This is a genomic window from Hymenobacter sp. B81 (assembly GCF_044628455.1).
Lineage (GTDB): Bacteria > Bacteroidota > Bacteroidia > Cytophagales > Hymenobacteraceae > Solirubrum.
In genome coordinates this window covers 644,330-665,789 of record NZ_JBIYZW010000002.1, presented here as the reverse complement: position 1 = coordinate 665,789, position 21,460 = coordinate 644,330, and the positions used below count along the sequence as shown (strand labels likewise).

At 64.1% G+C, this 21,460-nt stretch carries 17 protein-coding genes; 4 read left to right on the top strand and 13 right to left on the bottom strand.

The window, feature by feature from the left end; genetic code table 11:
• Positions 1-50: 50 nt before the first annotated feature.
• The gene (locus tag ACE191_RS14050) at positions 51-1,268 is read right to left on the bottom strand and encodes a hypothetical protein (RefSeq protein ID WP_400192865.1); all 1,218 of its coding nucleotides are present in this window, start codon (positions 1,266-1,268) and stop codon (positions 51-53) included.
• Positions 1,269-1,490: 222 nt separating this feature from the next.
• Here ACE191_RS14050 and ACE191_RS14045 point away from each other — a divergent pair, with 222 nt between their 5' ends.
• Entirely contained in the window at positions 1,491-1,826 is a 336-nt protein-coding gene (locus ACE191_RS14045; RefSeq protein ID WP_400192864.1) for a hypothetical protein, read from the top strand.
• Positions 1,827-1,912: 86 nt separating this feature from the next.
• On the opposite strand, the gene ACE191_RS14040 is transcribed toward ACE191_RS14045, so the two are convergent.
• Both ACE191_RS14040 and ACE191_RS14035 read right to left on the bottom strand, forming a co-directional pair.
• Positions 1,913-3,109: a class I SAM-dependent rRNA methyltransferase gene (locus ACE191_RS14040; protein ID WP_400192863.1), complete on the bottom strand. Its 1,197-nt coding sequence runs from the start codon at positions 3,107-3,109 to the stop codon at positions 1,913-1,915.
• A 141-nt stretch (positions 3,110-3,250) separates the two neighbouring features.
• Positions 3,251-3,703, bottom strand: a complete 453-nt coding sequence (locus tag ACE191_RS14035) for a hypothetical protein (RefSeq protein WP_400192862.1) — start codon at positions 3,701-3,703, stop codon at positions 3,251-3,253.
• Positions 3,704-3,786: 83 nt separating this feature from the next.
• On the opposite strand from ACE191_RS14035, the gene ACE191_RS14030 reads away from it, so the two are divergent.
• Complete coding sequence (locus ACE191_RS14030; protein WP_400192861.1) at positions 3,787-4,860, top strand: aminotransferase class I/II-fold pyridoxal phosphate-dependent enzyme; 1,074 nt, start codon at positions 3,787-3,789, stop codon at positions 4,858-4,860.
• A 358-nt stretch (positions 4,861-5,218) separates the two neighbouring features.
• Here the strand turns inward: ACE191_RS14030 and ACE191_RS14025 are convergent, their stop codons facing one another.
• The 4 genes from ACE191_RS14025 to ACE191_RS14010 all read right to left on the bottom strand — a co-directional run bounded on the left by ACE191_RS14025 (position 5,219) and on the right by ACE191_RS14010 (position 11,003).
• A complete protein-coding gene (locus ACE191_RS14025) occupies positions 5,219-8,158 on the bottom strand; it encodes a DEAD/DEAH box helicase (protein ID WP_400192860.1) in 2,940 nt (979 codons plus the stop codon).
• Between the two features lie 209 nt (positions 8,159-8,367).
• A complete protein-coding gene (locus tag ACE191_RS14020) occupies positions 8,368-9,597 on the bottom strand; it encodes an ABC transporter permease (protein WP_400192859.1) in 1,230 nt (409 codons plus the stop codon).
• Between the two features lie 90 nt (positions 9,598-9,687).
• Positions 9,688-10,497, bottom strand: a complete 810-nt coding sequence (locus ACE191_RS14015) for a class I SAM-dependent methyltransferase (protein ID WP_400192858.1) — start codon at positions 10,495-10,497, stop codon at positions 9,688-9,690.
• Between the two features lie 89 nt (positions 10,498-10,586).
• Positions 10,587-11,003, bottom strand: a complete 417-nt coding sequence (locus tag ACE191_RS14010; RefSeq protein ID WP_400192857.1) for a ribosome-binding factor A — start codon at positions 11,001-11,003, stop codon at positions 10,587-10,589.
• A 256-nt stretch (positions 11,004-11,259) separates the two neighbouring features.
• Between ACE191_RS14010 and ACE191_RS14005 the strand changes: the two genes are divergently transcribed.
• Complete coding sequence (locus ACE191_RS14005; RefSeq protein ID WP_400192856.1) at positions 11,260-12,678, top strand: hypothetical protein; 1,419 nt, start codon at positions 11,260-11,262, stop codon at positions 12,676-12,678.
• 146 nt (positions 12,679-12,824) lie between these two features.
• On the opposite strand, the gene rpiB is transcribed toward ACE191_RS14005, so the two are convergent.
• The 3 genes from rpiB to glyA form a co-directional block, all read right to left on the bottom strand.
• Positions 12,825-13,256 (bottom strand): ribose 5-phosphate isomerase B, encoded by a 432-nt coding sequence (gene rpiB / locus ACE191_RS14000; RefSeq protein ID WP_400192855.1) that lies wholly within the window; start codon positions 13,254-13,256, stop codon positions 12,825-12,827.
• A gap of 111 nt (positions 13,257-13,367) precedes the next feature.
• Positions 13,368-14,186 (bottom strand): twin-arginine translocase subunit TatC, encoded by an 819-nt coding sequence (gene tatC / locus ACE191_RS13995; protein WP_400193416.1) that lies wholly within the window; start codon positions 14,184-14,186, stop codon positions 13,368-13,370.
• 218 nt (positions 14,187-14,404) lie between these two features.
• Positions 14,405-15,700, bottom strand: coding sequence for a serine hydroxymethyltransferase (glyA, locus tag ACE191_RS13990; RefSeq protein ID WP_400192854.1), 1,296 nt, complete (start codon positions 15,698-15,700; stop codon positions 14,405-14,407).
• Positions 15,701-15,888: 188 nt separating this feature from the next.
• Here glyA and ACE191_RS13985 point away from each other — a divergent pair, with 188 nt between their 5' ends.
• A complete protein-coding gene (locus ACE191_RS13985) occupies positions 15,889-17,172 on the top strand; it encodes a hypothetical protein (protein WP_400192853.1) in 1,284 nt (427 codons plus the stop codon).
• A gap of 157 nt (positions 17,173-17,329) precedes the next feature.
• Here the strand turns inward: ACE191_RS13985 and ACE191_RS13980 are convergent, their stop codons facing one another.
• The 3 genes from ACE191_RS13980 to ACE191_RS13970 form a co-directional block, all read right to left on the bottom strand.
• Positions 17,330-19,870 carry a hypothetical protein gene (locus tag ACE191_RS13980; protein ID WP_400192852.1) on the bottom strand — a complete coding sequence of 847 codons (2,541 nt, stop codon included), beginning with the start codon at positions 19,868-19,870 and terminating at the stop codon, positions 17,330-17,332.
• A gap of 540 nt (positions 19,871-20,410) precedes the next feature.
• Complete coding sequence (locus ACE191_RS13975) at positions 20,411-21,115, bottom strand: metallophosphoesterase family protein (protein WP_400192851.1); 705 nt, start codon at positions 21,113-21,115, stop codon at positions 20,411-20,413.
• 76 nt (positions 21,116-21,191) lie between these two features.
• Positions 21,192-21,416 (bottom strand): hypothetical protein, encoded by a 225-nt coding sequence (locus ACE191_RS13970; protein WP_400192850.1) that lies wholly within the window; start codon positions 21,414-21,416, stop codon positions 21,192-21,194.
• Positions 21,417-21,460: the final 44 nt, after the last annotated feature.

Genomic DNA, 21,460 nt, shown 5'->3' with positions numbered 1-21,460 from the left:
GCAGGTAAGTCGGTAACGATAAACCGCCCACGGGCCGGTTCGTTTGCCTACTAGTCAGGGCGTTCGATACGCTCGTAGCGCAGCCGGGTTGGCTGGGCCGGGTCGACGTAGAAGGCCAAGCTGGTTGTTTCGGTGGTCATCACGAAGCGCACTTCGGCGGGTCGCTGGGGCTTGCGGAAGCGCTGCATCTGCTGAAAAGGCACCGCCGTTACGCCAGCGGGATAATGCTTATCAAGCACGTGCAGCCCGCGCGCTTCGTCGAGCAGGTAGTACGCGTGCGTTTGCCACACGTAGCGGCGGGGCACCACGTGGCCGATTATGCTGTAGTGGCCCTGGTAGTGAAACTGCTGCCGCACCCGTCCCTGCCGGTCGAGCACGAAGGCATTAGGCGCGCGGCGCATGCGCGGGTCGCTCACCCATTCCGGGTCGGAAAAGCTGGCGCTTACTCCAGCGGCATCCGCGGCGCTACTGGTATCGGGGCGGGCGCGGTAGTAACCGTATTGGTAAACGGTGAGCAGCGTCGAATCGGACAAAACCAGGGCGGCTACCAGCTCCGACTTTGGCTTAAGCAGGCTGATGCGCCGGCCGTCGGGACGAATCAGGGCCTGGCAGGTCAGCACGGTGCCATTGGGCAGCAGGCGCGGCTCGCAGTCGGCAGCTCCCCAGTTCCAGTCGTAGCTGCTCACCAGGTGACGCACTCGGCCGTCGAGGCCCAGTACCACCACGCACTGCTGGCCCACGTCGCTGGCCGGAATGCCGATGTCGATGCTGAATACCAGCGTCTGACTCGGGGCGTGGTAGCCAACGAAATAGGGCCGCGCCGGCTGGCTCACCGTCACAATTTCTTTTTCGGCCACGGCGAAGAAATCCTGCTTGCGCAGCTGGCGGCGGAACACCAGCCGGCCGCTGGGGTCCAGCAGGGTAATGACCTGGCTACCGGCGTAGCCCCGCACCCGTCCGGTCTGGGCAAACGTACTGGTGTCGTCCGCAAAATACTCGCCCACCAGGCCGGTGCTTACCGTGGTCAGCGGCTGGGTTGAGTCGGTTTCGGAGCGTAACAGCAGGCGGTGAAGCTGACCGCCAATCAGCAGCGTCGTGTCGTGGCCTTCTCGGAAATGAAAGGAAGTCCGGCTGACATCCGTGGTATCGGGCCGAACGGCGGGCGTGAGCGGAACCGTCGCCGAGTCGGATAGGGCAGCCCGGGCGGCTGTCGGCGGCTCAGCCGGGCGGCGCGATTCGCAGGAAGCCAGCAGTACAGGCAGGAGCAAAAGGGCGCGGCAGAATCGGCTTTGCATGCTGCAAAATAACCAAGGCGTGGCCCTTCTGCAGCCTGCGGCAGCCCTGCCGCGTGCAGGTGCCACGGTCAGGACCATTCCAGGTGGCCGCCCCGCCACCGGAAGCGCGGCGGTTGCGGGAGAGGAGTTTGGGCCAACCAGTTATTAGCGGCGGCCGTAGCTTGGGCGCAGCCTCCTCCCTGCACTCCTTCTGCTATGATTTTCTTTGGCACCAAAGCCAGCTTGGCTGGCACCCGCCCCCTGCCCGGCGTGACCTGCGTCAGCTGCGGCAACAACGCCCTGAACGCGGCCGTGTACTCGCGCTATTTCCACATTTACTGGATACCGACCTTCCCCCTCAAGCGCACAGGCATGTCGGTCTGCTCGTTTTGCAAACAGGCATTGGAGCCCACCGAAATGCCAGCCAGTTACCAGGCTCCATTTCAGGCAGCCCAAGCCAGCGTGGGCTTGCCGCTGAAGCACTTTACCGGGCTTTTTCTCATTGGCGCGCTGGTGCTGATTGTGAGCCTAGTTGGGTTTTTCAAATCCTAAAAGGCCCCTTTTAGCCCCGGTCCTCCCAATCGATTCCCTGCAATGAGACTCGCCGCAGCCGGCGCCGGCGGGGCGTTAGCCGCGCCCTAATCCACCGCCAGTACCAGTCCTTTCAGGTACTCGCCCTCGGGGTGGAAAAGGCTTACGGGGTGGTCGGCGGGCTGGGTGAGGCGGTGCAGGATGCGGGCCGGGCGGCCGGCCTCGATGGCGGCCGCCATGATGGCGCCCTCAAACAGCTCCATGCTCACCACCTGCGAGCAGCTGAAGGTGAACAGCAATCCGCCGGGCGCAATCTGCTTGATACCGGCCACGTTCAGGCGCTTGTAGCCCATCAGAGCGTTGTGACGGGCCGAGAGGTGTTTGGCAAAGGCCGGCGGGTCGAGCACGATCAAATCGTACTGGTTGTGGCGGTCTTTCAAGAAGCTGAACACGTCCTGGGCGTAGGCCTCGTGCCGGTCCTGCCGCCCGGTCAGCTCGGCGTTGCGGTTGGTCAGCTCCACGGCCTTCTTGCTCGAGTCGACGGAGTGCACCAGCTCGGCACCGGCCTTCAGGGCGTACACCGAGAAGCCGCCGGTGTAGCAGAAGGTGTTGAGCACCCGGCGGCCGGGGGCGTAGCGGGCCAGCAGGGCGCGGTTGTCGCGCTGGTCAATGAAGAAGCCGGTTTTCTGGCCCGTCTCCCAGTCCACGGCAAAGCGGTGACCGTTTTCCTGCACGAGGTGCTCACTGCCCGTACTTTCGCCGAAGAGGTAGCCGTTCTGAGCGCCGGGCGCGGCTTTCTGGGGCACGGTTTCGGCGCTCTTGTCGTAGATGGCGCGCAGGCCGGGCACGGCCGCCCGCAGGGCCTGGGCAATGAGCGGGCGGGCCAGGTACATGCCCGCACTGTGGGCCTGCACCACGGCCACGTCGCCGTACACGTCGATAATCAGGCCCGGCACCCCATCGCCCTCGGCGTGCACCAGGCGGTACACGTTGGTTTGGCCCTCGCCCGTGAGGCCCAAGCGGTGGCGCAGGCGGTAGGCGTTCTGCAGCTTCTCGGTCCAGAAAGCTTCGTCGGCCCGCGCGGCCACGTCGGGACCAAAGGCCAGCATGCGCACGGCAATGGAGCCGGGGGCGTAGTGGCCCATGCCCAGCGGCTCGCCGTTGTGGGCGTGCACCGCCACCACCTGGCCCTCGGTTACCTCGCCCTGCAGGCGGGCAATGGCGCCGGAAAACACCCAGGGGTGCAGGCGACGCAGGGACTGATCTTTACCGGGCTTGAGGGTGACGATGGCGGGCTGAGACATAGACGGGGCAACGCAGGTGATACGCCGCAAAGTTCGCCAGCCGCCGCCGCACCGCCGCGCCGCGCCCTAGAAATCGTCGGGCCCGTCCTTGGTAACTGTGATAAAAATCTGAATGCAAGCCTAGTGCGCAGAAATTCGCTTCTACGACCGCGGCGCCCCAAACCGGCGCCTATACACCGGCCCGCGCCAGGCAAACGTGGCCCACAGCAGCGGGTACAGCAGCCCATCGAGCAGCGGCGAGGCAGTGCGAAACTCGATGTCTTCGACAATGCAGGTGCCGCCGTCGGGGGCAGCTTCGAGCCGGTGGCGGTGGCGCCAGAAGTGCAGCGGCGCGGGCAGCTGCTGACCCTCGTCCACGAAGTAGCGCCCCCCGCCGGGCAGCTCGCCGTGCGCGGTGATGAGTGAGGTCCACCCCTGCCGCAGCGGCCCGGCGCCCAGCTCAATCTCGACCTGGTCGCCGGTCAGGCAGCCATCGAAGCGCCGCAGCCGAAAGGGCGGAAACGGCGGGGCAAGGGCCAGAAACAGCTCGCGGGTGAAGCCGGACCAGACCGTGGTCGGAGGGGCAGCCACGCGCATACGAAGCAGCAGGTGCATAGGCTTGCTTAACCGTCGGCGCCGTGGTTGGTTGCGGGCCAAATCCGTTAAGTTGGCCCTTAACGGCAATATTCATCTGCTTTATGCCCGACCTCGACCACCTGCCCGGCCGCACCCTGCTGCTCGACGGCCGCCAGTACCTGTATTGCAGCGGCACCGGCTACCTGGGCATGGCGCGCAACCCCGCGTTTGCCGCCCTGCTGGCCGAGGGCCTGGCCCGCTACGGCAGCAACTACGGCGCCTCGCGCCACGGCAACCTGCGCCTGCGCGTCTACGAGGAAGCCGAGCAGCACCTGGCCGCCTACACCGGGGCCGAAGCCGCCCTCACGGTGTCGTCAGGCTACCTGGCGGGGCAGATGGCCGTGCGGTCTTTGGCCAGCGCCGGCCGCTTCGAGTACGCCCCCGGCACCCACCCGGCCGCCTGGCTGGCCGATCAGCCAACCGCCGCGGCCGCTTCTCCCCTGCCCTACTCGGCCTGGGCCGCCGACTTGCTGCGGCGCCTGCGCGCCGAGCTGCCCGCGCCGGTCGTCATCGTCACCAACTCGCTCGATCCGCTGCGGGTGGAGCGCTACGACTTCGGCTGGGTGCGGCAGCTGCCCACCGACCGCCCCGTCACGCTGCTGGTCGACGACTCCCACGGCTTCGGCGTGACCGGCCCCGATGGGGCGGGCATCTTCGCCGAGCTGTCGGTGCCCCGCGGGGTGCGGCTGGTGGTAGTCAGCTCGCTGGCCAAGGCCGCCGGGGTGCCGGGCGGCGTGGTGCTGTCCGACGCTACATTTATCGGGCAGCTGCGCGGCAGCGCTTTTTTCGGGGCCAGCTCGCCGGTGGTGCCGGCCTACCTCTACGCCCTGGTGCGCGCTACTGAAGTGTACCGGCAGGCCCGCGCGCAGCTGCGGCGCAACGTGCGTCAGTTCCACGCCGCGACGAGCGGTCTGGCTCTTTTCCAGTCAGCCCCCGATTTCCCGGTGTTCTACACGCCCTACACCGCGCTGTGCGAGTTTCTGTACGCACGCGGCGTGCTGATTTCCAGCTTCCCCTACCCCACTCCCAGCTCGGCGCACATTACGCGGGTGGTGCTGTCGGCCCTGCACACGGCGGATGACGTGGCGCGGGTGGCGGCGCGGTGCCGGGAATTTGCCTGGCAGCTGCGGCAGTAGCAATCAGAGTCTCCTTACCACTATACTAGTTCAAAGCAGGAGTTGGGTATATCCACGTTTCAGCTAAAGAAAAAGGCCTGTAAAAGTGGTTAACGCGCCTACTACCACGACCACAACGAATACCATAATCACAAGGGCGAACAAACGAGTAAGCCAAAAGCCGATAGTCCGTCCTGCCCCGACGTCTTTCCAAAGCCGTAGCCCTACTTTCCACACCACGTATGCTCCCCAAAGTAGGACAAGCATACACACTGTGGCAGCAATCAAGATGACTTTGCCTACCAGTGCGAAAGCCTCTGAGTCAACAAATGCCAGCAAGCAGGGCGCAATAAGCATCAACCTATGGGGTAGCTGAAACTTAGCCGAGCAGCTCCTCGATATCCTCCTTGGTGAGGCTCTTGATGATGGCCTCGTCGGTGGTAATCAAATCCGACACCAGCTGAATTTTGCGGTTCTGCAGGGCCAGGATTTTTTCTTCCACGGTGCCCTTGGTGATGAACTTGTAGGTAAACACCGTTTTCTCCTGCCCGATGCGGTGGGCGCGGTCCACGGCCTGGGCTTCCACCGCCGGGTTCCACCAGGGGTCGAGGATGAACACGTAGTCAGCCGCGGTCAGGTTGAGGCCCACGCCGCCGGCTTTCAGCGAAATCAGGAACACGCGCAGGTCCTCGCTCTGCTGGAAGCGGGCCACTTCCTTGTGCCGCTCGCGGGTGTTGCCGTCGAGGTAGGCGTACTCAATCTGCTTTTCGTCGAGGGCGTGGCGCACCAGGTCGAGGTGCTTCACGAACTGGCTAAACACGAGCACCTTGTGGCCTTCCGACACCACGCTGCGAATCATGCGCACCACCTCGCGCAGCTTGCCCGACTCAGCTTCGTAGCCTTCGTCGGCCATGCGGGGGTGGTTGGCAATCTGGCGCAGCTTGGTCAGACCCTGCAGCAGCATAAACTGGGTGCTGGCCGTGCCGTACTCCTCGATGCTCTGCAGAATCTTGTTGCGGTAGTAGCTCTTGGTTTCCTCGTAGCACTGCTGCTGCTCCTCCGTCATGCGGCAGTAGCTCAGGTGCTCGATCTTGGCCGGCAGCTCGGTGGCCACCTGGGCCTTGTGGCGGCGCAGAATAAAGGGCTTGATGAGCGCGTGGAGCTTGCGCGTCTTCACCTCGTCCTTGTCTTTCTCGATGGGCTTGAGAAACTCCTTGCGGAAAAACGCCTGGGAGCCCAGCAGCCCGGGATTAATGAAAGACATCTGCGACCAGAGGTCCATGGTGCTGTTTTCCACCGGCGTGCCCGTGAGAATCAGCCGGTGGCGCGAGTGCAGCCCGCGCACGGCCTGCGAAGTGGTCGAGCCCGGGTTCTTGATGGCCTGCGACTCGTCCAGAATCACGTAATCGAAGTGGTAGCTGCGCAGCAATTCCGCGTCGAGGCGCACGATGCCGTAGCTGGTAAGCACCAGATCGTAGTCGGCAAACTGCTCCACGTTTTTGTCGCGGTAGGTGCCAGTGTAGGTCAGGATGCGCAGGTCGGGGGCAAACTTCTGGGCCTCGCTCAGCCAGTTGTACACCAGCGAAGTGGGCATGATCAGCAGCGAAGCCGCGCCGCTGGCCGAGCCGCTTTCCTTGCGCTGCAGCAGCATGGCCAGCGTTTGAATGGTCTTGCCCAGCCCCATGTCGTCGGCCAGGCAGCCGCCGAAACGGTAGTCCTGCACAAAGTGCAGCCAGTTGTAGCCCGCTTTCTGGTAGGGCCGCAGCTCGCCGCGGAAGCCGGCCGGCAGGGCGCGGTCTTCCACCACCTCGAAGCCGCGCAGGCGCTCGAGCTTGCGCGACATGGTGACGGTGGCCAGGTTGCCGTTTTCCAGGTCCGATACCAGGGCTACGTGGTGCTTTTTGAGCGTGAGCACGTGGTGGTGGTCTTCGGCAAAGGCAAACAGCTCGAGGTACTGGGTAAACCACTCCTCGGGAATGATGGCAATCTGGCCGTTGGGCAGGCGAAACTCGTGGCGCTTCTGCAGGATGTAGGGCCGCAGCTTGGCAAAGGGCACCTCGAAGTCGCCGAAGCGCACCGTGCCGTGAATGTCGAACCAGTCGTTGGTTTCGGTGATACCCACCGTCACCGTCACGGCGCCGATAAAGTAGTCTTTGCCCGAGGTGCTGCCCTGCTGCACCGTGAAACCCAGGCGAGCCAGCTCGGCGGCGTGGCTGTGGAGCCAGCGGAAGGCCGTGGCTTTTTCGAGCACGGCGCGGCCGTTGCGCACTTCCAGGGCGCGGTCCTGCAGCGCCCGAATGAACTCCTGTTCGTCTTCCAGGTTGCGGATGAGGCGGTGGAACACGTAGGAGTCGGAAGTTTTCTCCAGCTGCACGCTCACGCGCTTGTCGTGGTTGCGCACCAGATGGTCGCCGTAGCGGAAGGCCAGGTCGAAGTGAATCTGGTCGGAGCCGGCATCGGCCGGGGCACTGCGGCGGGCGGGGGCGCTGTCCTGGGTTTCGTAGGCCAGCGGGTTGCTGGGCACGTCCGAGAAAATCAGGTGGGGCCGGGCTTGGTAGCGCTCCGAGCGGATGTCGAACCCACGGGCGTGCACGTCGAACGACTCGACCAGCGGGGCCACGAAGCGCTGGTAGTAGCTGTCTTCGACCTGCCGGGGAATGACGATGAATTTCTTCGTCAGGAAAGGCTGCAGCTTTTTGCCGTCGACGTCGTTGCGGAAGTTGTGCAGCACGTCGTCGAGCAGCATCCAGGCGGGCTGGCAGCACACCATCACGGCGCCGCGCTGGGTGAAGTCGAGCTTCTGGCCGCGGTACTGAATGGTGGGGAAGTAGTGGGTATTGTCGGGGTTGCGGCGGAAGTGAAACAGCACCGAAGCCGGCTCGGGCGCCACCTTGATTTCGTGCCAGGTCGGCTCGCCGTCCTTGCCCATGATGAACACGAGCTTGCCCTGCAGCCGGTCCATGATCTGGCCCATGCGCTGCTGCACGTAGACTGAAATGCGCTCCTGCAGCGCCTTGTCGCCCTTTTCGGCGTCGTAAATCTTTAGAAAGAAGTCGGCCGGGGTAATTTTTTTCGGCCAGAACTCTTTGATGACGGCGTCCTGCTGAATCTGATCGGTCAGCGCGACCAGCTCGAAGTCGGTGGCGTCGAGCCCGTCGGCAAATTCGGAGGCGTTTTTGGCGGAAACGTTCTGGTGCTGGAGCGTAAGCTGCCCTTTGGCATTCTGCTGAACCACGTAGGAGTCAAACAGATAGCCCAGGTACTCGTGCTCGAGCAACGAGTAGACGATTTGAAACGGCTGCGTAGTAGAAACTTTCATAACGGCAGCGAAAGCGGCATTGAAAGTAAGAACAAAAGCTAAATACTATATTTTTTCCGATAAATTAAAATTTATTCTGCAAATAATTATATCAAATAGTGCTCAGCAATTATTCCTCACCGACTCGGGGTAACCGGGGTCAGGGCGTAACTGTTTTTAGGGGTCCAGGGTTACGTTTTCCCAAGGACGATTGGATTTTACTCCAACGCTTACAGGTTCTCGCGCAGGTCGATCTGCGGAGCGTTGAGCGCCGGCCGGATGGACACCATGATGGTGATGAGCACGATGGCTACGCCTACCCACAGCACGTCGGAGGCCTGCATCTTCACCGGGTAGGCATCGACCACGCTGGTGGCCATGCCCATCGACACCAGCCCGAAGCGCTGCTGCAGCCAGCAGATGCCCACGCCCAGCACCAGGCCGGTGATGGCGCCCACCTGGGCCACGATGGCGCCCTCCATCAGGAAAATGCGGCGGATGACGTTGGGCGTGGCGCCCATGGCCATGAGCACGGCCACGTCCTTACGCTTGTCGATGACCAGCATCGAGAGCGAGAAAAAGATGTTGAGCGAGGCAATGAGCAGGATGAAAGCGAAGGTGATGAACACGAACATCTTCTCCACCTTGATGGCCTTGAGCAGGCTCACGTGCTGCTCGTCGGAGTTGAGCACCGTGAACTGCGGCCCGAGCACCTGCTTGAGCTCGGCCTGCACTTCCTCGATGGGCCGCCGCCCGACGCGCACTTCCAGGGCCGTGCGGCGGTTGTCGTAGCGCAGCAGGCGCTGGGCAAACTCCAAGGGTACGAAGATGTAGCTGTCGTCGAGGTGCTGCTCGATCAGAAACACCCCGCCGGCCAGGATGGGCTCCTGGTTGAAGGCGTTTTCGGGGTTGATGGACAGAGTGCGCTTGCCAGCCACGTTGCGCGGGTACATCAGCTGCAGGGGCGAGAAGCGGTTTTCCAGCGCAATGCTCAGCTCGTGCTGCACGCCGGCCCCAATCAGGGCGAAGTCCTGGCCGTTGCGGCGCAGGCGGTAGTCGCCGTCCACAATGGCCGAGTCGATGTCGCTCTGCTGGTAGAAGTTTTCCGACACGCCCTTCATTTTCACCACCATCTGCCGCTCGTGGTAGCGCAGCAGGGCGTTGTCTTCGATGACCTCGGTGACCACGGCCACGCCCGGCACGGCCTTGAGGCGGTTCACCAGGAAGTCGTTCATCTCAAACGACTTGCCCTGCACCGCCGTGATTTTCAGGTCGGGGTCGGATTTGCCGTAGAGCGAGCGAACCAGATCCTCCAGCCCGTTGAACACCGACAGCACGATGATCAGCGCCATGGTGCCCACCGCCACCCCAATCATCGAGATGTTGGAGATGATGCTGATGATGTTGCGCTTCTTCTTGGACCGGAAGTAACGCTGCGCAATCAGAAAGGGAACGTTCATGCGGCGGAGCTGGCCCGTGGTGGCGGAGCCGAAGGGCTAAAGGTATAGTGGCCGATGCTTACGGCGTGCCTCCGGCGGAGTTATGGCCGGCTACTTCCAGGCCTTCACAATCAGGCCGGTACCCGAGTCGTGCTGGCCGCGGGCGTCGAGCCAGTTGAGCACCAGGCAAAACGGGAAGGTGACCAGGTAATAGAACGGCAGCAGGGCAAAAAAGACCTTGGATACGCCCAGCAGCTGAATGGGGTACTTCATGGACAGGCGCCAGGAAATCTGGCCCGGCAGGCCGTAGCTGTACTTGGCCTCGATGCGCTCGAAACCGGCCGTGCGCAGCTTCTGCTGAATCTCGTTGATGTTGTAGCCGTCGCGCACGTGCTCCTCGATGAAGGACTCCTCGCCCGCGTCGTGCACGTCGGAGCCGCCTTGGTCGCTGGGGGTGCTGATGATGAGCATGCCGCCATCCTTGAGGGAGGTATGCAGGTTGGTCATCACCTCCACGTCTTCCAGGATGTGCTCCATCACGTCGATGGCCAGGGCCAGGTCGAAGGTGTTGGGCTGCTGGTAGAGCACCAAATCCTGCACGGCAAACTGCACGTGGGGCCGCCCGATCTGGCGGAAGAAGCGGTTGGAGTCGGCCACCTGCTCTTCTTTCACGTCCACGGCCAGAATCTGCCACTTCTCGCTCAGGCCCGAAAGCCAGTAGCTGTACTGCCCGTAGCCGGCGCCGGCGTCGATGATGTTCTGCGCCTGGCCGCGGCGGCCCTGGGCCCAGTGGCGCAGCTCGCGGTGCACGTGCCAGGTGCGCAGCAGCAGCAAATCGAGCAGTTTGTAAAACAGCTGCCGCAGCCAGGGCGTGCGGTTGAACACGTTGCCCAAGGTGCGCTTAATCGGGTCGTAATGCAAGGGAGAAGGGTAGTGGGTAGGGGTATTAAGTAGTGAGTAAGGGGGCCGAGCAAGAGTCTAACTACTCAATACCCCATACCCACTACCAGTTATTCTTCGTCGGCGAACAGGCGCGGGCGGGCGGGCTTGTCGTCGGGGTTTTCGGGCGGGGCGGGCGGAATGTTCAGGTCGCTGATGACCTTGTCCATGCGCGTGGCGTAGGCGGCCGAGTCGTCGAGGAAAAAATTCAGTTCGGGCACCACGCGCATCTGGTTGCGCACGCGCTTGGCCAGGGCAAAGCGCACCTCCTTGCCGTGCTCGGTCACCAAATCAACCTGCGCCTGCGGGTCGTTGGCCAGCAGTACGCTCAGGTAAATGCGGGCTACGCCCAGGTCGGGGCTCACGCGCACGGCGGTGATGCTCGGCGGCAGGGTGCCGGCGAACAGGTGCGGCAGGTCGCGCCGGAAAACCTCAGCCAGCTCTTTCGTAAGCAGGCTGGCGAACTTCTGCTGTCGTTTGCTATCCATAGAATGCGCAAAGGTAGGGGTTTAGGGGCTTGTTGGGGTGTTGGGGTCTTGGGGTGTTGGGGTCGGATTCACGGAGTCCCGTTGTTTGAAGCGCGCTTCAGACTATTTCCAGCGCCCTGGCTGCCGCAGGGCGGGGCTGCGCCGCCCGCGGGCTACGAGTCCCGCAGATTGCAGGGCGGCCCGCTACCTTTGAACGGGCGTCAGCGGCCATCAAGCCACGACCCCAAGCTCCCAAGCCCCTCAGTCTTCAACCGTCTTGCTCCGCTTTTTCCGAAGTTCCCTGCCGGCGCGCCTCATCGGGCTGATTTTGCTGGCGCTGGCCATCCGCCTGCCGCTGCTGTGGCTGGGTGAGGTGCCGCTGACGCTGGCTGAGCTGCGCGGCTGGCTGGTGGGTGAGCGGCTGCACACCGGCGCCCTGCCCTACCGCGACGTGTACGACCACACGGCCCCCCTGGCGGCCGTGTTCTACGCCCTGCTCGACGTAGCCCTGCCCCGCTCCTGGGTTTTGTATCGGCTGGTGGCGCTGCTGCTGGTGCTGGTGCAGGCCGTGCGCCTGAGCGTGGTGTTTAACCGCTACAACGTGCACCCCGAGCGCGGCTACCTAGCAGCCCTCACCTACGTGCTGGCGGCCAGTACCAGCGCCGAGCTCGACACGCTTTCCCCGCTGCTGCTGGGCCAGACTTTCGTGGTATTTGCCCTCAGCGCCCTGCTGCCCACTTCCCGCGAAGGCTACGACAACACCCGCCTGTTCCGGGCCGGCTTTCTGCTGGGGCTGGCCGCGCTGTGCTACCTGCCGCTGAGCTTGCTGCTGCTGATGGGGCTGTTTGCGGTGGTCAGCTTCGCGGCCAACTCGTTTCGCAGCTTTCTGCTGCTGCTCTGCGGCTTTGGCTTTCCCTACGCCGTGGTGGCCACCGCGCTGCTGTACCTCAACGCCCTGCCCGACTTCCGGCAGTTTCACCTGGAGCCCATGCTAGCCGGGGCGGCCGCCGCCGATGCCCTGCCCCGGGCGGTGCAGCTCAAGCTGCTGGCGTTGCCGGGCCTGCTCCTGGTCCTGGCTTTGGCCCGCACGTTCACCACCTCGCTGGGACTGGTGTTCCAGATCAAGTTTCAGCAGCTGATGCTGGTGTGGCTGGTAGCGGCCGTGCTCATCGGTGGGGTGGTGGGCGGCTCGGCGCCCGGGCTGCTGGCGGTGGCCCTGCCGCCGCTGGCCTACTTCGGCCTGTTTCTGTGGCAGCAAACCCGCCGCGGCTGGATTTCGGAGGTGCTGCTGGTGCTGGTGCTGGGCTCGGTGGTAGTGGTGCGCTACCGCAGCCTGCTGGGCATAGAAAACCTCTGGCCCCTGCCCGCCGAAGCGCGCTACGCCGCCCGTCCCGATGCCCGCTACGCCGCGGTGCAGGGGCAACGGGTGCTGGTGCTGGGCCCCAGCCGCGGCGTGTACGTGCACAACCAGGCTGCCACGCCCTACGTCGACTGGCGCCTGGCGCAGCGAGACTTTGGCCGGCTGCGCGAATACGGCGCCGTGTTCCGCGTGGCCACCAAGCTCGCCTCGCCCCCGCCCTACCTCATCGACGAAGCCAACCTGCTGCCGGAGCTGCGCTACAAGCTGCCCCACATCTTCGGGCGCTACCAGCCTACGGCCACCCCGCGGGTGTACCGGCTCGGTGCTGACAGGTGACAGGTGACAGGTGACAGGTGACAGGTGACAGGTGACAGGTGACAGGATGGTACTGACCCTGCTGAATGGGGTTCAGATCCTGATGCTTTTTTACCTGTTACGTGTCACGTGTTTCCTGCTACCCCATCACCTGTCACCCTCTGCCCCTAGCAGTCGATTTTGCCGACGCGGTTCTGGTGGCGGCCGCCTTCAAATTCGGTGGTCAGAAACTGCCGGGCAATCTGACGGGCCTGGTCTTCGCTCACGAAGCGGGCGGGCAGGCACAGCACGTTGGCGTTGTTGTGCTGCCGGGCCAGCTCGGCCAGCTCGGGCAGCCAGGCAATGGCAGCGCGCACCCCGGCGTGCTTGTTGGCCGTGATGCACACCCCGTTGGCCGAACCGCAGATCAGGATGCCCTGCGCCAGCTCGCCGCTGGCCACGGCCGCCGCCAGCGGGTGGGCAAAGTCGGGATAATCCACCGAGTCGGCGGAGTGAGTGCCGAAGTCGCGCACGGTATAACCCTGCTCTTCCAGCCAGGGCTTGAGCAGTTCCTTGTAAGCAAAGCCGGCGTGGTCGGCGCCGATGGCGAGGGTTTTCATGTGAATGAGTGAATGAGTGAATGAGCGAGTGAATGAAAAAGCGAGCAAGCGAACAAGTGATTTTGGAACGTCCATCACTCATTCACTTACTCGCTCATCCACTCCTTGGAATTAGGCGACGCCCTGGTGGTCGGCCAGCTGCTGGTTGAGGCGGCTCACATCTTTGCGGCGCACCACGCTGGCAATATGAATGCTGAGCTCGTAGAGCAGCAGGATGGGCAGGGTCACAATCAGCTGCGACGATACGTCGGGCGGGGTGATGACGGCGGCCACAATCAGGATGACCACAATGGCGTGCTTGCGGTAGAGCTTCATGATTTCGGGCGACACCAGCCCGGCCTTGGCCAGGAAGAACACGATCATGGGCAGCTCGAACACGAACGCGCAGGAAAGCGACATGGTGGTGAGCGTGGAAATGTAGCTCTGCAGGTCGATCTGGTTTTCGATAGTGGCGTCGAGCTGGTACGAGGCCAGGAAGTTGATGCTCAGCGGCGCGGCAATGAAGTAGCCGAACAGCAGGCCCAGAATGAACAGCACCGACACGAAAAACACCGCCCCGCGCGAGTTGGCCCGCTCGTGGGGGTAGAGCCCGGGCTTGATGAAGCGCCACAGCTCCCAGAAGGTGTAGGGAAATGCTAGCGCCAGCCCCACGATGAAGGAGGTGCTGATGTGCATGGACAGCTGCCCGCTCATCTGCCGGTTCTGCAGGTCAAAGGTCAGCTCCTTCATGCACAGCTCGGGCGAGCCCAGCGCCTGACCCAGCTGGCAGAACATGCGGTAGGTCCAGAAGTCCGGTCGCGAGGGTCCCAGAATCAGGTCGTGGAACAAAAAGTCCTTGGCCAGAAACGCCGCCAGGGTAAACACCACGATGGCAATGGCCGACCGGATGACGTGCCAGCGCAGCGCCTCCAGGTGGTCGATAAACGACATCTCGGCCGGCTCCTGGCCCGCGGCAGATGCCCGGTTGTGCTGAAATTGTTGAGTCGGAGACTGCAAAGGGCAATGACTGAAGAAGTGAATGAGCAAATGAGCGAGGGGAGCGGAGCCGGGGCCGCAGGAATCGTACGAAGTCAGGCTCGTTTTGGCTTGATAACCGAATCCCGGGCAGCCCCGGCACTCAGGGGCTCACTTGCTCATTCACCAAACGCTTAGGCCTGAAACAGCGGGTAGTCGCGCATCATCGCGTTTACCTGCCGGCGCACCTCCCCGATGCGCGTGTCGTTGTCGTGGTTCATCAGCACCTCGTCGATCAGCTCCACAATGCGGGGCATGTCGGCTTCGCGCAGGCCGCGGGTGGTCATGGCTGCCGAGCCAATGCGCATGCCCGAGGTGACGAAGGGCGACTTGTCGTCGAAGGGCACCATGTTTTTGTTGATGGTGATGTCGGCCTTGATGAGCGTGTTCTCGGCCAGCTTGCCGGTCAGGCCCTTCGAGCGCAGGTCGATCAGCATCAGGTGGTTGTCGGTGCCGCCCGAAATGATCTGGTAGCCGCGCTCGGTGAAGGCCGTGGCCAGGGCCTGGGCGTTGCGAATCACCAGCTTGGCGTAGGCGGCGTAGTGGTCGGTCAGCGCCTCGCCGAAGGCCACGGCCTTGGCGGCAATGACGTGCTCCAGCGGCCCGCCCTGGGTGCCGGGGAATACGGCGCCGTCGAGTACGGCCGACATGGGGCGGATTTCCCCCTTAGGCGTTTTCAGGCCCATGGGGTTGTCGAAGTCGCGGCCCAGCATGATGAGGCCGCCGCGCGGGCCGCGCAGGGTTTTGTGCGTGGTGGTGGTGACGATGTGGCAGTGCTCAAACGGGTTGTTGAGCAGGCCCTTGGCAATGAGGCCGGCCGGGTGCGAGATGTCGGCCAGCAGCAGGGCGCCCACCTCGTCGGCGGCTTCGCGCAGGGCCTGGTAGTCCCAGTCGCGCGAGTAGGCCGAGGCGCCGCAGATGATGAGCTTGGGCTGCTCGCGGCGGGCCGTTTCCTTTACCTTGTCCCAGTCGATGAGGCCGGTTTCGGGCTCCACGCCGTAGAAAGAGGGGCGGTAGAGCTTGCCCGAGAAGTTCACCGGCGAGCCGTGCGTGAGGTGGCCGCCGTGCGAGAGGTCGAAGCCCAGAATTTTGTCGCCGGGCTGCAGCACGCCCAGCATCACGGCCGCGTTGGCCTGCGCGCCGGAGTGCGGCTGCACGTTGGCCCACTGCACACCAAACAGCTCCTTGATGCGGTCGATGGCCAGCTGCTCGACCTGGTCGACCACTTCGCAGCCGCCGTAGTACCGTTTGCCGGGCAGGCCCTCGGCGTATTTATTGGTCAGAATCGAGCCCTGGGCCTGCATGACCTGCTCCGAAACGAAATTTTCGGAAGCAATCAGCTCCAGGCCGTGCAGCTGCCGCTCCTGTTCGCGGCGAATCAGATCGAAGATGGCGGTATCGGGGGCGAGCGTGCGGGTTGTGGTTTCCATACCTCAAAGGTAAGGGCGGAAGCCCCGAACAATCAGCACCCCGCCGCTATCTATAGTAGTGGCCCGCCCCGGCCGCGGCGGGCCGATTTCGAACAGTGCCGCGGCCGCCACGTACGTAAGCGCCCAGAAACTGCCAACTTGCCTTTCCGGCAAGCCGGCCGCCCATTGCTTAATTGGTCATCGACCTCATGAATCAGCTGTCCGAAAACCTGGCGCGCCTGCGCACGGGTCATCTTACGCCGCTCACCGATTTCTACGCCCAGCAGCGCGACCTGTTTGCACGCTGGGCCCGGCGGCGGTTTGGCTCGTCGGCCGCGGCGGCCAACGAGGCGCTGCGCGAGGTGCTGCTCGATTTCTACGACCAGGCTACCGACGGCCGCCTGGCACGCTGGCCCACCGACCTGCGCGCCCACGTGTACGGCAGCGCCCGGCAGCTACTGATGGCCACCGTCACCAACACCGTGCAGGCCACTGACGTGCCCGTGTTGCCGGCCATCGAGTCGGCGCGGCGGCAGCTGCTGCTGCGCACCTTCCTGCGTCTGGGCCCCGACTGCCGGCAGATTCTGCAGCACTTCTACTTCCACCAGTACCGCTTCGACAAGCTGGCCGTGAAGATGGGCTACGCCAACGCCACGGTGGCGCGGCTGCAGAAGTCGGACTGCCTGCGCAAGCTCTACGAGGCCCTGGAGCGCGCCGAAGCACCCGGCGCTACCGAGCTGCTGGGCCAGCTCAGCCTGATTGAGCGGGCGGCCGACGGCCAGCTCTCGGCCCAGGAGCAGGACGATTTCGACGAGCTATTGCAGCATGATGCCCAGCTGCGCCAGGCCTGCCTGGCCTACGAGCAGTACTCGGCCGACCTGCGCTGGGCCGTGGGCCGCGAAACCCTGCGCCAGCGTCTCGAGTCGCAGGACCGGCGCGTCACCCAGCGCACGGCCGCCCAGCAGCGCGTGCGGCGGCGGCAGCGGCGGCAGCAGGCCCGCTGGCTGCTGTGGGCCGCCACCGCCGTAGTCGCCGTGGCAGCCCTGCTGCTGCTGGTGCCGCGGCTACTGTCGTTCACCCGCTCGTGGCAGGACTTCGACGTGCAGGACCCCGGCCTGAGCCCGGCCGTGGCCCAGGGCCGCCCCCTGCTGGCCGAAACCATGGACTTGTACCGCAGCGGCAACTACGGCGCGGCCCTGCGCACGCTGCGCCGGGTGCCCTCGTCGCAGATCGGGCAGGATACTTTTCTGTATTACAACGGCCTGCTGCTGCTGCGCCAGGGCCAGGCCGACTTCGCCGAAAGCTACTTTCAGCGCGTGAGCGACGCCGACGACTCGAAGCTGCGCGGGCCGGCGGCCTTCTACCTGGGCCTGTCGCACTGGCAGCAGGAGGAGCTGCCCCAGGCCCGCGCCGCCCTGCAGCGCGCCGCCGCCGAACCAAACCATCCCTATCGCCAGGCTTCTGAGCAGGCCCTGCGCCGGGGCGGCTTGTAGCAGCGGCCCACAAACACAAACCCGCCCGGAGCCGCAGCAACTCCGGGCGGGTTTCCCTTCAACCAACCAAGCTCAATTGCGGCTCCGGCCGCCGGTTGTTAAACGGATGAGGTAGTACGGGACCGACCCACCAGGCCGGCTCCCTAGCCAAGGCTAGCTACTTTCGTACCAAACGCTGCTGGTAGTGCTGACCGTTGAGCGTAGCTACCAGCACGTAGCCACCGCGCGGGCACTGGGGCTGCACCTTCAGTACCGAGCGGCCGGCGGGCAGCTCCTGCTGCCGGCACCACACCGGGCGGCCGGCCATATCGGTGAGCGTGAGCGTGGCTACGCCCTTGGTGGCCATGCGCACTTCCAGGTTAAGGTCGTTGTCGAAAGACGTGGGGTAGGCCAGCAGGCCGGGCTGCTCGTCGAAGGCCACGGTGCGGGGGCCGTAGTAGGCGGCTTTGCCGTCGAGGTCGAGCTGACGCAGGCGGTAGTAGCGCGTGCCCTGCTTGCCGGCTTCGGCGTCGGCGAAGCGGTAGTGGCGCGGCGCGGCGGAGTTGCCGCCCTCGGCCCCGGCCACGAAGTGCAGCTCGCGGTAGTGCTGGCCGTCGGTCGATACTTCCACGGCGAAGCCCCGGTTGCGGGTTTCCGTGGCCGTAGCCCAGGTCAACACGGCTTCGTTTTGCTGGCGGCGGGCCTGAAAAGCGGTCAGGGTTACGGGCAGGGGCGCGTTCAGGCGGCCCAGCGTCCAGCGCGAAAAGCCGGTTACCCCGTCGAGCGTGGCGTAGTGGCTGCCGCCGCTGGTGCGGCCCTGGTTGGTCCAGTTCAGCCCGCCGTCGGTCGACTTAAAGAAGCGCAGGTCGGCGGGCAGACCGTTCAGCTCGTGAGGCAGGTAGTCCATGCGCAGCTGCGCGTTCAGGCCGGTGCCGGCGTAAGTGGGGGCCGAGATGTCGAAGTAGCGGGTGATGCCGGTGTGGCCGCTGCTGCTGGCGGCCGTGCCCGTGACGCGCGTCACGATGGTGAGACCGGGCAGGGTAGAGCCCACGGCCGGCGTCAGCGAGAGGCCCAGGTTGCCGAAGATTTCGGTGCTGCCGGCCTGGGGCAGGCGGCGGGCCTCCACCTGACCCAGCACGTAGCTCGCGTCGGTTTCGGCCAGCAGGGCATCGGCGTTGAGCTTGATCTTGTTGCTGGGGCCGGTCTGCAGAATGCCGCCGTTCATCACCAGGTTGTTGGCCAGGGTCAGGTCGTCGGTGAGGGTTTTCACGCCCGCGCCGCGCACTTCCAGGTTGTAGTAGAGGCCGCCGCTGACGGTTTGCGGGCCCATACCCGTGAGCAGCACGCCGCCGGTGGTGCAGCTGAACACGCCGAAGTTGTTCATGTTGCCCTTTACTTCCAGGTTGCCCAGGGTTTGGGCAAAGGCGCCGGTGTTGGTGAAGTCACCCTGCACCACAATGTCGCCGCCGGTGTGGTTGAGCGTGCCCTGAATGACGAGGTTGCCGGTTACCAGGGTTTCGCCGTTCTGAATGCTCATCACCTGGCCCGCGCCCACCGTGAAGGTGTTCAGCACCACTTCGGCCTGTGCCACCAGCGAGTTGACGCCCGCCGTGCCGCTGTTCGACACGCCGCTCACGGCGTTGCCGGCCAGCTCGCTGCGCCCCCCGGCCACCAGCATGGCCTGGAACGACTGCGTGCCGGGCTGGGAAAGCACGATGTTGCGCACCACGTTGTTTTCGACCACGTTGGCCTGGGCGCCGCTGGCCGAGCCGCAGCTCATCACGATGCCGTTGAAAGTCTGGGCGCCGGCGTTCTGCCAAGTGGTGCCCCCGGCCTGCGCCGCCGTGCCGCCGATGTAGTTGCCGCTGAGCGTGTTGTTGTCGGAAGCCGTGCCGGGCGCGAAGCTGATGGCCGTTTGGGCGGTGGTGGCCGGCGTGGGCAGCGAGTAGTAGAAGCTGTTGTCGCGGATAATCCAAGCATTGCCGTTGCCGCTGCCCACTTTAATGCCGCAGTGCGCGTAGTTGGTCAGCTCGTTCTGGATAATGGCTACGCGGTCGTTGAGGGCGGTGGTGGAGCTGCCCACGGCGTACACCAGGTTGGCCGGCAGCTGACCGGCGCTGGCCGGACCGATGAAGTTACCGGTCAGCGAGTTGTCGTCGTTGCCCTGGCTCACTGTTGCCCCAAACTCAACGACCCCGCCGCTGAGCGTGGCGTTGTTGCCCAGTACCAGAGCCTCGCGCACGATGTTGTTGTGGGCATCGCCGCTGAACACCAGCGTGGGCTGACCCGCCCCGGTCTGGCGCAGAGTCAGCTGCCGGCCGGCGCTGCCGTTGTGGCCGCTGATGGTTACGTGGCTGGCGCCGGCGCCCAGGGTGAGGGTGCCTTCCAGCACAATACCCGTGGCGCCGTTTTCGGGCCGGATCAGCAGGGGCGAGGCCGCGCTGCCGGTCTTGTTGATGAGCACGTTCTCGCTGATTACGCTGCCACTAATGAGTCGCAGTTCGTGCGGCTCGGCCAGCGTGGCCGGTATGGCAGTCAGGGCCGCAGAAAGGGTCGGGAAGTCGCCGCCGCTGCCGACGCGGATGATGGTCTGGGCCTGGGCGCGCTGCACCAGCAGCAGCAGGAAAGCCAGGATCAGCAGCACCCACATACTCAGGGAGGCCCGCTGCCGGGATATGAGGTAGGGACGCTCGTTCGAAGAAGGTAAATCGTGTTTCATGACCCGGAGAAAACAGAGAATGTCAAGCGAAAAGGCAAACCAGTAGCCGTCGGCCGCCGGTGGGCGGTCGAAAAGCGGGGCCGACGGGAAAGTCGGCTTCTTCGAGCCACCGTAAAAATGATGGCGAAGTCCAGGAAGGAGAGGGGAGCGTAGCTTAACGAACCATAGGCAGGCCTGAGTTAGATACTATTTAAGCGCACAAGTACCCGCTTTCGAGCAAATGTCACTTACCAAATATAGATAGCCTCAAACCCAAAGCAATTTTCCGCCGCATTATTTCTTCCTGCCAGCGTAAATATCAATTCTCTCCAAGCCCCCACTTTGGTCATTATATTCTTTAAATCAGTATTATACACAACCAAAAAGCTAATGACCTTCAGAAGATAAATACCAAAACGGTAACGCACCTTCAAGCTCAGCATTAACATTAGCACAAATAGCATCTTGCTAACAACACTCTTACCATTAATAGGACTTATTACCAAATATCAATCAAACATTATATTTAAAACAGAATAACTACCAGGATTTGGGCCGGCGCTACGATGGTCGGCGGGCAATGGGGTAGGGCGGCTCGATGTTGGGTTGAAGGGTCAGCTCCCAGGTGTCGAGGTTGAGGGCGGCCAGGTGGCACAGCTCGGGGTTGAAGCGGTAGACGCAGCCGGTATCGAGGTCGAGGGCGCCGGCGCGCTGGGCTACGCGGCGGCGCAGCTCGGCGGTGGGCAGGGGCGTGTGGCCGTGGAGCAGGCGCTTGCCCTGGAGGCGGGAGGCGTCGAAGGTGAAGTGCTTGATGTTGAGCATGGCGTGGGTATCGGCGCGCATTTGCTCGGGTGGCAAGCGGAAATCGAAGCCGGCGTGGACCAGCACGAAGTCAGGCAGCTCCAGGGTGAGGGGCAGGGCGGCCAGCCAGGCGAGGTAGGGCGGCGGAATGTCGGCGGGCGCGGCCACGTCGAAGCTGCGCAGGGTGAGGGCGCGGTCGGCGGCGCTGAGCCACTGGCCGGGGCGGTGGCCGCGGGCGGCGTCGAGCAGCTCCTGGTCGTGGTTGCCCAGCAGGCAGTGCACCTGGTAGCCCCGGGCCTGCAGCTGCATGAGGTAGTCGAGCACCCCGCGGCTGTCGGGGCCCTTGTTGACGTAGTCGCCGAGCACGTAGAGCGTGTCGGCCGCCGTGAGGCGGAGCTGGTCTTCGACCAGGGCGCGGAAGCTGCGCAGGCAGCCGTGCAGGTCGGTGGTGGCGTAGCGGGGCATACGTGGTGCAGTAGGGAATGGGCAATAAAAAAGCACTGCCGGGCTGCGGCAGTGCTTTTTACGGAGCGGGGCGGAGCTAGTGGCCGCCGCCGTAGGCGGGTTTGTCGAGGTCGGGCTTGTCGAGGTTGCGGTTGGGGTGGCGCTGGGGCGCATCCTGGGCGCTTTCCTCGAGGCGGTTTTCGAGTTGCTCGTCGCGCTCGTTTACGGGCAGCTGGCCGGCGGCTTTGGGCTGCTCGGTGGTGGTGGGGCCGCCCTTGTTTTCTTTGGACTGCTGGTTGGTGCTATTGCTTTTGTAAGGCATGACGCAAGACAGGTTTAGGTGAAGAAAAGAACGCGGCCGGGGCC

Excerpts from the sequence above, each read along its gene's own strand:
- ACE191_RS13985 (WP_400192853.1), top strand. The coding sequence starts at position 15,889 with ATGAATCAGCTGTCCGAAAACCTGGCGCGCCTGCGCACGGGTCATCTT.
- ACE191_RS14020 (WP_400192859.1), bottom strand. The coding sequence starts at position 9,597 with ATGAACGTTCCCTTTCTGATTGCGCAGCGTTACTTCCGGTCCAAGAAG.
- ACE191_RS13980 (WP_400192852.1), bottom strand. The coding sequence starts at position 19,870 with ATGAAACACGATTTACCTTCTTCGAACGAGCGTCCCTACCTCATATCC.
- rpiB (WP_400192855.1), bottom strand. The coding sequence starts at position 13,256 with ATGAAAACCCTCGCCATCGGCGCCGACCACGCCGGCTTTGCTTACAAG.
- ACE191_RS14010 (WP_400192857.1), bottom strand. The coding sequence starts at position 11,003 with ATGGATAGCAAACGACAGCAGAAGTTCGCCAGCCTGCTTACGAAAGAG.
- ACE191_RS13975 (WP_400192851.1), bottom strand. The coding sequence starts at position 21,115 with ATGCCCCGCTACGCCACCACCGACCTGCACGGCTGCCTGCGCAGCTTC.
- glyA (WP_400192854.1), bottom strand. The coding sequence starts at position 15,700 with ATGGAAACCACAACCCGCACGCTCGCCCCCGATACCGCCATCTTCGAT.
- ACE191_RS14035 (WP_400192862.1), bottom strand. The coding sequence starts at position 3,703 with ATGCACCTGCTGCTTCGTATGCGCGTGGCTGCCCCTCCGACCACGGTC.
- ACE191_RS14040 (WP_400192863.1), bottom strand. The coding sequence starts at position 3,109 with ATGTCTCAGCCCGCCATCGTCACCCTCAAGCCCGGTAAAGATCAGTCC.
- ACE191_RS14025 (WP_400192860.1), bottom strand. The coding sequence starts at position 8,158 with ATGAAAGTTTCTACTACGCAGCCGTTTCAAATCGTCTACTCGTTGCTC.
- tatC (WP_400193416.1), bottom strand. The coding sequence starts at position 14,186 with ATGTCGTTTATCGACCACCTGGAGGCGCTGCGCTGGCACGTCATCCGG.
- ACE191_RS14030 (WP_400192861.1), top strand. The coding sequence starts at position 3,787 with ATGCCCGACCTCGACCACCTGCCCGGCCGCACCCTGCTGCTCGACGGC.
- ACE191_RS14045 (WP_400192864.1), top strand. The coding sequence starts at position 1,491 with ATGATTTTCTTTGGCACCAAAGCCAGCTTGGCTGGCACCCGCCCCCTG.
- ACE191_RS13970 (WP_400192850.1), bottom strand. The coding sequence starts at position 21,416 with ATGCCTTACAAAAGCAATAGCACCAACCAGCAGTCCAAAGAAAACAAG.